The following is a 13,185-nucleotide window of genomic DNA, read 5'->3' as shown; positions in this document are numbered from 1 at the left end:
AATGGGAAAACCTATCTTTGTGTGACATTTTTTTATAAAAAACATACGACCATGAAAAAAACATTTTTGATTGCTGGAATCATAAGCTTGTTCCTGGCTTTCCCACTGGTGGGTAAAGCACAATACACAGAGTTCCGTCCTGGAGAAGTATGGAACGATACGGAAGGAAACTATATCAATGCACACGGTGGAGGCATTCTTTACCACAACGGTACATACTATTGGTATGGAGAATACAAGAAAGGAAAGACCATTTTGCCCGAAGGAGCTACGTGGGAATGCTACCGTACGGATGTGACAGGAGTGGGATGTTATTCATCGAAAGACCTGATGAACTGGAAATTCGAGGGTATCGTACTGCCTTCGGTAAAAGATGACCCTAACCACGACCTGCATCCATCGAAGGTATTGGAACGCCCGAAGGTTATCTATAACCGAAAGACGGGAAAGTTTGTGATGTGGATGCACGTAGACAGTGCCGACTATGGCAAGGCAAGTGCCGGTGTAGCAGTATCCGATTCGCCTACGGGAACATTTACTTATTTAGGCAGTTTCCGCCCCAACGATGCGATGAGCCGCGACCAGACCGTGTTTGTAGACGATGACGGACGTGCCTATCAGTTTTATTCTTCGGAAAACAACGCAACGATGTATATCAGCCTCCTTACCGATGATTATCTGAAACCTTCGGGACGTTTTACACGTAACTTTATCGGCATGTCGCGCGAGGCTCCGGCTGTATTCAAGCACGATGGAAAATATTATCTGATTACATCGGGATGTACAGGTTGGGACCCGAATGTGGCGGAAATAGCCGTAGCGGACTCCATTATGGGTGAATGGAAAACCATCGGTAATCCGTGTACAGGACCGGACGCCGAAAAGACATTTTATGCCCAAAGTACATTCGTAATGCCAGTAGCCGGCAAGAAAGATGCTTATATCGCGATGTTCGACCGGTGGAACAAAACGGATCTGCGCAACTCGCGCTATGTATGGCTTCCAATTGTATTCAAGGACGGAAAGGTTACGATTCCCTGGCGCAAAGAGTGGACATTGGACGTATTTGGCAAATGACAAGTTTTTGCCTGTTTACTTAGGAATTCTGCCGGAATAACCGTATCTTCGCAGGAAAAGACCTGTCAAACAATTTAAACTTTTGGTAACATGAAATGGAAACACTGGGCTGCTTTAGGGGTAGCGTTATGCTTTTTGCCGGATATGTCTTATGCACAAGACGTAGCAAACCGGCTTGACTCGGTTTATATTTTCTCGTATGCTACAGCCTCTGATGCCGGACGTAGCGGACTGAAACTGGCGTGGAGCCGGGATACTGAACGCTGGTACAGCGTGGGCGACGGTTATGGCTATGTAAAGAGCGACTATGGAGCATGGGGCTCGGAAAAAAGAATGATTCGCCCACATCTCATGCGGGGAACAGACGGCAAATGGCATTGCGTATGGCAATTGAACGAAGAGGGAAAAGAACTGGCACATGCAGCATCTGCCGACCTGACCGACTGGAAACGCCAGACGTATTTCCTAAAAGGGAACGAAAGACAAATAAAACCGGAATTTACTCCTGCCGGCCATGAGCAACCTGCAAGTGTATGGGTAGAAGGTACCCTGCAACAAGGCTATGTGCAGAAAGCCGCCTGGACGGAAGTGGATCACCTGATTCGGTTTGCAAGCTATCGTGCCAATAAAGCAAGAATGGAAGGTGAGCAGACTGTACAAGATGCCGAACGCTTTGCAGGACTGAAAGAAGTGAACCTGCAAGTAGATGTACATCCTGACAAGGCACGCCCCATCAGCGATAAATTAATAGGTGTATTTTTTGAGGACATCAACTATGGAGCCGACGGAGGACTTTATGCCGAGCTGATACAGAACCGGGACTTCGAATATTCGTCTGCCGACCGGAAAGAATGGAACGGAGCGTATGCCTGGACCCTGGAGGGTGATGGTGGAAAATTTACAGTAGAGGCCGGTAGCGAACCGATACACGCCAACAATCCTCATTATGCCATACTCGACATACACCAGCCGGGAGTAATGCTGAAAAACACAGGCTATGACGGCATTGTATTAAAGAAAGGTGAAAAATACGACTTCTCTTTGTTCGGACGGATACCTGCAGGCAAAAAGGGAGGCAAAATACATGTGCTGCTACTGGATAAGGACGGAAAAGAAGTAGCAAGGACTTCGGTGAAAATCACCTCGGCAAACTGGAAGAAGCAACAGGCAGTGCTGAAGGTGAACGCAGATGTCAATGCAGGCTCACTGGCACTGATACCCCAGCAAGCCGGTACGTATGAACTGGACATGATTTCGCTCTTCCCACAGCACACGTTCCACGGGCATACAAACGGGCTTCGTGCCGACCTGGCACAGGCTATAGCCGACCTTCATCCACGTTTCGTACGTTTTCCGGGTGGATGTGTAGCTCATGGAAACGGTATTGCCAACATTTACGACTGGAAAGGTTCTATCGGTCCGCTGGAAGCCCGCAAGCCTCTGCGCAACTTATGGGGTTATCACCAGACACGCGGATTGGGTTATTTCGAATATTTCCAGTTCTGCGAGGATATGGGAGCCGAACCCGTTCCGGTAGTAGCTGCCGGCGTACCCTGCCAGAACTCGGCATGTATCCCGGGCAAGCTCTTGAGCGGAGGCCAGCAAGGAGGTATCCCGATGGAAGAAATGGATGCCTACGTGCAAGACATACTTGACCTGATTGAATATGCTAACGGTGATCCCCAAACCAACAAGTGGGCAAAAATGCGTGCCGAAGCCGGGCATCCCGAACCGTTCAACCTGAAATACATCGGCATCGGCAACGAAGACCTGATAACCGACATATTCGAGGAACGCTTTACGATGATATACGAAGCTGTAAAGAAACAATATCCCGAAGTGACCGTCATCGGTACGGTAGGACCATTCTACGAAGGATCTGACTATGAGGAAGGCTGGGAACTTGCCACTCGCCTCAACGTGCCGATGGTGGACGAACATTACTACAACACACCAGGATGGTTTATCAACAACCAGGACTTTTACGACCGCTACGACCGCTCGAAACCGAAAGTCTATCTGGGAGAGTATGCCGCGCACTTGCCTGGACGTCCCAACAACATCGAGACAGCACTTGCCGAAGCGCTTTACCTCACTTCGGTAGAACGGAACGGCGATGTAGTACAGATGTCATCATACGCTCCGCTGCTGGCAAAGGAAGGACACACCCAATGGAACCCTGACCTGATTTACTTCAACAACCAAGAAGTGAAGCCTACGGTGGGCTATTATACCCAGCTGCTTTACGGACAACATACAGGCGACAGTTACTTGCCTTCGGAAAACCGTACAGATAATCCACGCGCTGATGTGAATAAACGCATCGCCTCATCGGTAGTACGTGATAGCCGCACAGGAGATATCATCGTGAAGCTAGTCAACCTCTTGCCTGTAGCGGTAAATACCCAAGTAAACCTTCCGGCAGGTATTGATGGAAAAACGGCAACCTTGTACATGCTTTCAGGCAAGCCTGATGACAAACAGGCAAAACCTACAGAAAGTACGCTGGAGGTAAACAATGCATTCGCATACCAAATGCCAGCATACTCGCTGAACGTCATCCGTATCCCGATGGGAACCGAGAAATAATGGTAAATGTAAATGAAATCATGAAACAGCAAACATTCATTTTGTGGATACTTCTTTTCGTCTCCAGCACCATCTGTGCCCAGCAGTTGGTGAGGGTAGGCGAAGGATATAGCAATACATCGGTCAACACCACGGTGTTCCGCAACAATTCGCTGGTGACCCAAGGCAATACGCAATACATCGCCTATTACGCCCCCGACGGATACCTGATGCTGGGCAAACGTACACTGGGTGATACCGAATGGACTTTGCACCGTTCCCAATATAAGGGAAATGTGGAAGACGCACACAACATCATCAGCCTGATGGTGGACGGAAAAGGATACCTGCATGTAGCCTTCGACCATCACGGGCATCCGCTCAATTATTGCCGAAGCATAAAACCCGGCTCGCTGGAACTAGGTGACAAGGAATCCATGACGGGTACGGATGAACAAGACGTGACTTATCCGGAGTTTTACCGTATGCCCGATGGGAACTTGATATTCGTCTATCGCTCCGGAGCATCGGGACGAGGCAATCTTATCATGAACCTATACGACGTGACGACACGCCGGTGGGAACGGATACAGGATGTCCTGATTGACGGTGAAGGCAAGCGTAATGCTTACTGGCAACTCTATGTAGATACGAAAGGCACAATACACCTCTCGTGGGTATGGCGCGAAACCTGGATGGTAGAAACCAACCATGACCTGTGTTATGCCTATTCGCCCGACAAAGGAAAAACCTGGTACAAGTCGACAGGAGATGCATATACCCTACCCATCCGCGAATCAAATGCCGAATGTGCCTGGCATATTCCTCAGAACAGTGAACTGATAAACCAGACCAGCATGTGTACCGATGCCGAAGGACATCCTTACATCGTCACTTATTGGCGTGATGCCACCTCGGAAGTACCGCAATACCGAGTGGTATGGAACGACGGTACCCGCTGGAACATGCGTGAAGTGATGCATCGCAAGCTGGCCTTTTCCCTGAAAGGTGGAGGAACCAAGATGATTCCGGTTTCACGCCCGCGCATTGTAGTAGACGGAAACAAGGCTTACTTTATTTTCCGTGATGCAGAAAGAGGAAGCAAAGTCTCGATGGCATACACCGATGATTTGAAGCAAGATGACTGGCAAGTGAAAGACCTGACCGACTTTCCGGTAGAAGCCTGGGAACCAAGCCTGGACACTGAGCTTTGGAAAAGCCGGAAACAATTGCATCTCTTCGTACAGGTCACCTACCAGGGTGATGGAGAGAAAACCGTCGACCAGGCTCCTACACCGGTATATGTACTGGAATTGGAATGAACGCAGGCTACAAGTTGACAAGCAGACGAGTGTAAAAAACTTCAAGCAAGCATTTAAGACCTTGTCTTCTTGTCAACCGATACCTCAATCAAACACTAACCATAAAAATAATAAGACCCATGAAAAAACTTTACCTGTTGGCTAGGGCATGCCTACTCGCCCTCTTACCCCTTACTTGCGCTTTCGCCAAGCCCTCTGAGGCAGAGAAGGTGCGCCAAATTATCGACAAAGTGAATCAGCACTGGCAAGCGGAAAATCCGCCCGAAGTACGTGCCTTTTGGGACAATGCCGCCTACCATACTGGCAATATGGAAGCTTATTACCTGACCGGAAACCCTGCTTATCGAGCTTATTCCGAAGCATGGGCTACACATAATGAATGGAAAGGAGCAAAAAGCAACAACCGCTCCACATGGAAATATTCGTATGGCGAGACTGATGAGTATGTGCTCTTCGGTGACTGGCAAGTGTGTTTCCAAACTTACATCGACCTATACCAACTCGACCCAGACGACCGGAAGATACGCCGCGCCCGTGAGGTAATGGAATATGAAATGAGTACCCCCCGGCATGACTACTGGTGGTGGAGCGACGGACTGTACATGGTGATGCCCGTCATGACCAAACTCTACAAGCTGACCCATAACCCACTGTACTTGGACAAGCTGTACGAATACATCTCCTACTCAGACAGTATCATGTTCGACCCCGAAGAGAACCTGTATTACCGCGATGCTAAATACGTCTATCCCAAACATAAAAGCCTGAATGGGAAAAAAGACTTTTGGGCACGGGGCGACGGATGGGTATTGACCGGACTGGCGAAAGTGTTAAAGGACTTACCCGCCGACTATGCACACCGCAGGTTCTTTATAGAAAAATACCAGAAGATGGCACAAGCGGTAGCAGCAATCCAACAACCCGAAGGATACTGGACACGCAGCATGATGGACCCCGAACATGCTCCCGGACCTGAGACCAGCGGTACAGCTTTCTTTACCTACGGACTATTATGGGGAGTAAACCATGGTTATCTAGACGAAACCACCTACATGCCTGTCATTAGCAAGGCATGGACGTATCTATCAGAAACCGCATTACAAAAAGACGGTTCAGTAGGTTACGTGCAACCCATTGGTGAAAAGGCGATACCCGGACAGGTGGTCGATGCCAAGTCTACCGCCAATTTCGGTGTAGGAGCTTTCCTGCTGGCGGCATGCGAGTACGTACGCTATCTGGAAGCTGGAAGCCAGCCCGACCGTGCTTACTGGTGTAAGCTGGCTTATGACATGGCAGCTCCTGTATTAAGCAACATGGCAAAAGGAGAGCTGCAGAAAAACATGCAAGTGGAAGTCAGTCCTACCTGGGACGGACGCGACAAGCGAGTCACTTATATGGAATGTTTCGGACGCCTGATGGCAGGCATTGCCCCATGGCTTGCCCTGCCCGATGATGAGACCGAAGAAGGAGCCATGCGCAAGCAGTTGCGTGAATGGGCATTGCAGAGCTACGTTCATGCAGTCGACCCTGATTCGCCCGACTATCTCTTATGGCGCAACGAAGGTCAGCCGCTAGTGGATGCCGCATACGTGGCAGAAAGTTTCCTCCGTGCCTTCGACCAGCTTTGGATGCCACTTGATGAAACCACAAAGAAACGTTACATCGAAGAGTTTACCCAGCTTCGGCGTATCGACCCGCCTTATACCAACTGGCTGCTCTTCTCAGCTACTATCGAGAGTTTCCTCGCCAAGGCCGGTGCACCTTTTGATATCTACCGCATCAATTCTGCCATCCGCAAGGTAGAAGAATGGTATACAGGCGACGGCTGGTATGCCGACGGACCTTCATTCGCCTTCGACTATTATAGCAGCTATGTATTCCATCCTATGTACCTCGAAACCCTTGATGCACTGATTGACGCCAATAAGCATTCACGCCTTGACTATCCGAAGTATTACCGCCGTGCACTGAAGCGTGCGCAAAAGTACAGCCTGGTACTGGAACGGTTTATCTCGCCCGAAGGAACCTTCCCTGTCTTCGGCCGTTCTATCCCTTACCGCATGGCTACGATGCAACCTTTGGCTCTGATGGCATGGTACCGTGAATTACCAGCCAGTGTCACTCCAGCCCAAGTGCGTTGCGGACTTACTGCCGTACTGAAGCGTATGTTTGCCAATGGGGATAACTTTAATGAAGGCGGATTCCTTACCATCGGATTTACCGGACGCCAACCTAACGTAGCCGACTGGTACACGAATAACGGAAGCTTGTATATGACCTCGCTCGCCTTCCTTCCGCTGGGACTTCCGGCAAGCGATGCCTTCTGGACAGATGCTCCGCAAGACTGGACCAGCAAGAAAGCATGGAGCGGCCAACCCTTCCCGAAGGACCATCATTGGAGCGATGACATCGTAACAAGAGACCTTTATTGATTGGGAGACATGTCAACCATCATAACAGGCAAATGACCCGGAAAGGCATAGACGGACACAGATTTTCATTTACTCTTCTGTGTTTCTCTATGCCTTTCCGGGTCATCTGTATGCCATGAGACAATTACCGTACACCATATATATTATTCGAAACGGATGGAACGTGCCGGATGGATACGGCTAATCAGGTAAGAAGGTCCCACCAGCATCAGAACCGATACTACCAGCGTACCGGCATTAAGTAACAACCATATCCATAGATTCAACTCTATAGGGACGGCATCGATGTAATACACCGCAGGGTCGAGCCTGACAGGACGGAAAAAATACTGCACGGCACAACAGGTCAGGGCAATGACATTTCCCCACAACATCCCTTTCCGGATAAGGAACACGGCAAACGAAAGGAAAACCTTACGGATAGCAGTATTGTCTGCACCCAATGCCTTCAGCACACCAATCATGTTGGTACGTTCCAGAATAATGATAAGCAACCCTGAAATCATTGTGAAACCCGCCACACCAACCATCAAGACCAGAATAACCCATACGTTGATGTCAAGCAGGTCGAGCCATGCGAAAATTTGCGGATATACCTCTTCAATGGTTTGTGCATAATAACGACCTCCATACTTGTCGGTCTTCTTATCGAGTGAAGACAGTATATACCCGTTTGTTTCATCTAGCAAGTCATAATCGGTCACCTGTATTTCCAAGCCACCCACCTGCCCAGGCTCCCAATTGTTCAGCCGCTCCACCGTGCGAAGGTCGGTCAGCAGGAAAAGGTCGTCGTATGAAGAAAAATTAGTTTGATAGATACCAGCTACGGTCAGCCGACGGGCACGAATATTGTTTTCCAAATAATATGTATAAAGTTTGTCTCCCACTCTCACCCCCAGACGGTCGGCTATCGTTTTCGAAACCAACACCTGATTGGAAGAAACCGAATCGGTAAAAGCGGGAATATGCCCTTCCTGCAAATGACGGTGGATGAACGTCGTGTCATATTCTTGCCCGATACCTTTCAATACGATTCCCTGAAAATTATCGGAAGTCATAATCATACCCGGCTTGGTGGCATAGCGCTGCACATGTTTTACCCCCGGCATCTTTCCCAATGCCGATATCAGACTATCGTCACCTACCACGGGAGTGACTTGATACGACTGTACTACATCCAGACTGGTTACCAGAATATCCGCCCCTAGCCCGATGACCTTATCGCGCACTTCATGCTTGAAGCCGACAACCACTGCCACCGAAAGAATCATCACGGCAAGCCCGATGGCAATGCCCACCATCGCAATGCGTACGGCAGGCTTCGAAACATTCCGGTCACCTTCCTTTTCTTTGGTCTGATAAATCCGGCGGGCTATGAAAAGCTTCCAGTTCATGATTAGTCGTCTACACGTCCGGGATAAGCCTCCAATGCCTTACGTAATACAAACAACGCCCGGAGCAAGTCTTCTTTCTTCAAGACGTATGCCAAACGCACCTCGTTCACTCCAGCCCCCGGTGTGGTGTAAAACCCTGCAGCAGGAGCCAGCATCACAGTCTCGCCTTCGTAATCGAAATCGCTCAGACACCATGCACAGAACTTCTCGCTATCATCCACCGGAAGCTTTGCTACGGTATAGAATGCCCCCATCGGGATAGGAGAATATACGCCCGGTATGCGGTTCAACCCGTCTATCAGACATTTACGGCGTTCCACGTATTCATCGTACGTTTCCCGTGCATATTCTTCAGGTTCGTCGAGCGAAGCCTCGGCTGCTATCTGCCCGATGAGCGGAGGACTCAAGCGTGCCTGACAGAACTTCATCACCGCCTTACGCACTTCTTCATTCTTCGTAATCAACGCACCGATACGGATGCCACACTCCGAATAGCGTTTCGATACCGAGTCTATCAGTACCACGTTCTGCTCAATCCCCTCCAGGTGACAGGCAGAGATATAAGGAGAGCCGGTATAAATAAACTCGCGATACACTTCATCGGAAAAAAGAAATAGGTCGTATTTCTTCACCAGGTCACGAATTTGGTTCATCTCGCGACGTGTATAAAGATAACCGGTCGGATTATTGGGATTGCATATCAAAATGCCTTTGGTCCGTTCATTAATCAGCTCTTCGAACTTCTCCACCTTGGGCAACGAAAAACCTTCATCGATGGTAGTAGTCACCGTACGGATTACCGCCCCTGCTGATATGGCAAAAGCCATGTAATTGGCATACGCCGGCTCGGGCACAATGATTTCGTCGCCCGGATTCAGACAGCTCAGAAAAGCAAACAATACGGCTTCCGACCCGCCTGTGGTGACGATAATATCATCGGCATCCAAATGGATATCGTATTTCTTGTAATAGCCTACCAGCTTCTCGCGATAGCTGCGATATCCCTGACTCGGACTATACTCCAGCACCGTGCGGTCGATATGGCGAATCGCATCAAGGGCCGCTCGCGGGGTAGGAAGGTCTGGCTGACCAATGTTCAGGTGATAGACGTGGATTCCTCTCGCTTTCGCAGCTTCTGCCAACGGCGCCAATTTCCGGATAGGCGACTCGGGCATTTCTGTTCCTCTGATGGATATATGTGGCATAAATACAAATTTTATTAAATGTGCTCGCAAAGATAGTTATTTTTGAACACAGAGACACAAAGACACCGTGTTTTTTTATTTTTTAGACAGGAAGAGGTTGAATACTGAATACAAGAACACCCGTATCCGCCCCATTATACATAAAGGATCATTCGCCGTAAGATTAATAATCTTCAGGCTGCAAGATTATTAATCTTACAAGCGGAAGATTATTAATCTTACACCAAACGAAGTTATCTGCGTGCAAAACGAAGATATCTTCATAAGGCATTTCAGTTGGTTGCTACAGCCCATGAAGACAACTGAAACGATAAAGGTATCCCCTCAAAAAGAAAAAGGCAGTTCACTTCTGCCCTCGAATAAAAGGACACTAAACTCTATCAAAAAACATAAAAAGCCCTTGCCCGTTTGCCCGCTTATCAGGAAAAAGCCCTATATTCGTCCACGTTAATAATCTCTTCTGTTTTAACTTAACGATTATGGATTTATATTTGCTCATATTCACATCTGAAGACTACCGCGCGGAACAAATTTACAAGTGCCATCAAGAACTTTTCATGGCATTAGAGAAGCATTTCACCCTCCATCTGGTACCCTACACCGAAGTAGACCACATTCCGGCAGGAGCCTACAAGATGCCTTTCATCGCCGACGGATGTGTGGCAGATGTCGTAATCCGCAACTTCAGCATATTCCCCTATCCCATCACCATATTGAGCGACGGACAGAACAATTCGCTGGCAGCAGCCCTCGAAATAGCAGCTTGGATAAGGACCAAAGACATGCGGGCGACTATCATTTACGGAAAAGTATCCGACATGGTACGTCAAGTATTGTTTCATTACCAGGCTTTTGCCGCCAAACACAAGCTGAAAGGAAAGCGCATCGGACTGATAGGAACACCTGCCCCGTGGCTAGTGGCAAGTCATGCCGACTATCTGCTGACCAACCGCCGGTGGGGAGTAAACTTTATTGACATACCGGCCGAAGAAGTGTACAAGCTCTATTACGGCATCACCGATGAAGAAGTAGGCGTGGAAGCCTCGATACTTGCCAACAGAGCCCAAGCCTGCCAAGACACCACCCCTGAAGACCTGCTCCGGGAAATGCGTCTGTATTATGCTACCAAGCAAGTATGCGAAAAATACCAGCTGGATGCCGTGACCCTTTCCAGTTTCTCGATGTATCAGGATTTAAAAAGTACGGGCTGCCTGGCGGTGGCACTCTTGAATGATGAAGACATACCAGCCGGAAGTGAAGGCGACCTGCAAGCCATCATGACTCTGCTGATGGTGAAAGTGCTGACCGGACAACAGGGCTTCATCGCCAATCCATCGTTCATCGATGTTGGAAAGAACGAAGTATTGTTGGCACACGACACCATCGGTACAAAAATGGCCGAACGGTTCATCCTCCGAAGTCATTTCGACACCGAAAAGGGCATCGCTGTACAAGGCATCCTCCACGAAGGAGAAGTAACCGTATTCAAATGTGGAAGCGAATGTCTGGACGAATATTATGTGTCGCCCGGCTACCTGACCGAAAACACCAACATCATCTCTTTATGCCGCACACAACTGCTGGTAAAACTGGGCAAGCCTGTAGAGTATTTCCTGAGAAATCCGCTGGGCAATCACCACATCCTCATTCAAGGGAACTATTGCGACATAATACAGGAGTTCATGCAACAAAACCGGTGTAAACTGAGGGATTAAACACAGCAGACAGGGTATCGGTTGACAAGGTTCTGAATGCTATCCAAAACCTGGTCAACTTGCCAACCGATACTCCGTCAACCCATAAATTTACACCCCGCCAAGCATTACCGTATCAAATTTATGCGTACCTTTGCACGAAAAGAAAACAAATATATTCATCTTCAAAACAGAAAAAAGACATAAATTATGATGCATAATTGGTTCGAATGCAAAATCCGCTACGAGAAAGTGGCAGAAAATGGCATGAACAAGAAAGTAACAGAACCCTATCTGGTCGATGCGCTGAGCTTCACAGAAGCCGAATCACGCATCATCGAAGAAATAACCCCGTTCATCAGTGGAGAATTTACCGTTGCCGACATCAAGCGGGCAAACTACAGCGAACTTTTCCCTTCTGAAGAAGAAGCCGCCGACCGCTGGTTCAAGTGCAAGCTCTATTTTATCACCCTTGACGAAAAGAGCGGAGCGGAAAAGAAAACATCCGCCAACATGCTGGTACAAGCGGCCGACCTGCGCGATGCCGTGAAAAAACTCGATGAAGGCATGAAAGGCACTATGGCGGATTACGTCATCGCATCCATCGCCGAAACTGCTATCATGGATGTATACCCTTACTCGGCAGAGCCTGACGTGAAGCCAGAGTTTCCCGATGCTGACAAAAGATAAAAACGACCTATAAATGTCCTGTTTTTTAGTTTTTGAGTTTGTAAGTTTATCAGTTTTGACATACTTCAGCTTAAAAACTAAAAAACGTACAAACTCTAATAAACGTATCTATTTATGGACATCCAGACAAATTTACGAAACGTGCTTGCCGAACTGCCCGACGGCGTACGGCTAGTGGCGGTATCCAAGTTCCATCCCGCCGAAGCCATCCGCGAAGCCTACGAAGCAGGGCAACGCATCTTCGGTGAAAGCAAGGAACAAGAACTGGCAGAAAAACAGAAAACACTGCCCAATGACATCGAATGGCATTTCATCGGGCACCTGCAAACCAACAAGGTGAAATATATCGCTCCTTACATCGCCCTGATACAAGCCGTAGACTCGTATAAGCTGCTGGCGGAAATCAACAAGCAGGCAGCAAAATATAACCGTGTCATCCCCTGTCTGCTCGAAATACATATTGCACGCGAAGAAAGCAAGTACGGATTCACCCCCCAGGCTTGCCGGGAAATGCTGGAAGCAGGTGAATGGAAAAAACTGGACCACGTCCGCATAGCCGGTGTGATGGGAATGGCGACCAACACCGATGATGAGGAACAGATAGCACACGAGTTTCATACCCTGAAAGACTTGTTCGATGAATGGAAACAGGCTTTTTTCGCCGAAGAACCGACTTTTAAGGAAGTCTCGATGGGTATGTCGCACGATTATGAAATCGCTCTCCGAAACGGTACAACCCTGGTGCGGGTAGGCACCAAAATATTCGGAGAAAGAGTTTATTAAGTTGACAACTTGCCAACAAT

At 48.5% G+C, this 13,185-nt stretch carries 9 protein-coding genes; 7 read left to right on the top strand and 2 right to left on the bottom strand.

The genetic code is table 11. From position 1 onward, the window contains the following. Positions 1–51 precede the first annotated feature (51 nt). From B5G04_RS11250 to B5G04_RS11235, 4 genes are all read left to right on the top strand, one after another. The gene (locus B5G04_RS11250; RefSeq protein WP_022040208.1) at positions 52–1,077 is read left to right on the top strand and encodes a glycoside hydrolase family 43 protein; all 1,026 of its coding nucleotides are present in this window, start codon (positions 52–54) and stop codon (positions 1,075–1,077) included. Between the two features lie 90 nt (positions 1,078–1,167). Further along, entirely contained in the window at positions 1,168–3,666 is a 2,499-nt protein-coding gene (locus B5G04_RS11245) for an alpha-L-arabinofuranosidase C-terminal domain-containing protein (RefSeq protein ID WP_087397223.1), read from the top strand. A gap of 20 nt (positions 3,667–3,686) precedes the next feature. Continuing rightward, the gene (locus B5G04_RS11240; protein ID WP_087250915.1) at positions 3,687–4,967 is read left to right on the top strand and encodes a BNR repeat-containing protein; all 1,281 of its coding nucleotides are present in this window, start codon (positions 3,687–3,689) and stop codon (positions 4,965–4,967) included. Between the two features lie 119 nt (positions 4,968–5,086). Further along, positions 5,087–7,399, top strand: coding sequence for a DUF2264 domain-containing protein (locus tag B5G04_RS11235; RefSeq protein WP_143270463.1), 2,313 nt, complete (start codon positions 5,087–5,089; stop codon positions 7,397–7,399). Between the two features lie 143 nt (positions 7,400–7,542). On the opposite strand, the gene B5G04_RS11230 is transcribed toward B5G04_RS11235, so the two are convergent. After that, the gene (locus B5G04_RS11230) at positions 7,543–8,793 is read right to left on the bottom strand and encodes an ABC transporter permease (RefSeq protein ID WP_087397220.1); all 1,251 of its coding nucleotides are present in this window, start codon (positions 8,791–8,793) and stop codon (positions 7,543–7,545) included. Between the two features lie 2 nt (positions 8,794–8,795). Then, positions 8,796–9,998, bottom strand: a complete 1,203-nt coding sequence (locus B5G04_RS11225) for a pyridoxal phosphate-dependent aminotransferase (RefSeq protein ID WP_022040203.1) — start codon at positions 9,996–9,998, stop codon at positions 8,796–8,798. Between the two features lie 479 nt (positions 9,999–10,477). On the opposite strand from B5G04_RS11225, the gene B5G04_RS11220 reads away from it, so the two are divergent. The 3 genes from B5G04_RS11220 to B5G04_RS11210 all read left to right on the top strand — a co-directional run bounded on the left by B5G04_RS11220 (position 10,478) and on the right by B5G04_RS11210 (position 13,165). After that, positions 10,478–11,713, top strand: a complete 1,236-nt coding sequence (locus B5G04_RS11220; protein WP_087397218.1) for a fucose isomerase — start codon at positions 10,478–10,480, stop codon at positions 11,711–11,713. 186 nt (positions 11,714–11,899) lie between these two features. After that, complete coding sequence (locus B5G04_RS11215) at positions 11,900–12,382, top strand: DUF4494 domain-containing protein (protein ID WP_087207283.1); 483 nt, start codon at positions 11,900–11,902, stop codon at positions 12,380–12,382. A 114-nt stretch (positions 12,383–12,496) separates the two neighbouring features. Then, positions 12,497–13,165, top strand: coding sequence for a YggS family pyridoxal phosphate-dependent enzyme (locus tag B5G04_RS11210; RefSeq protein ID WP_022040200.1), 669 nt, complete (start codon positions 12,497–12,499; stop codon positions 13,163–13,165). Positions 13,166–13,185: the final 20 nt, after the last annotated feature.

Source organism: Bacteroides sp. An51A (assembly GCF_002161565.1).
In the GTDB taxonomy this organism is placed as follows: Bacteria; Bacteroidota; Bacteroidia; order Bacteroidales; family Bacteroidaceae; genus Phocaeicola; species Phocaeicola intestinalis.
This window is presented reverse-complemented; position numbering and strand designations above follow the sequence as displayed.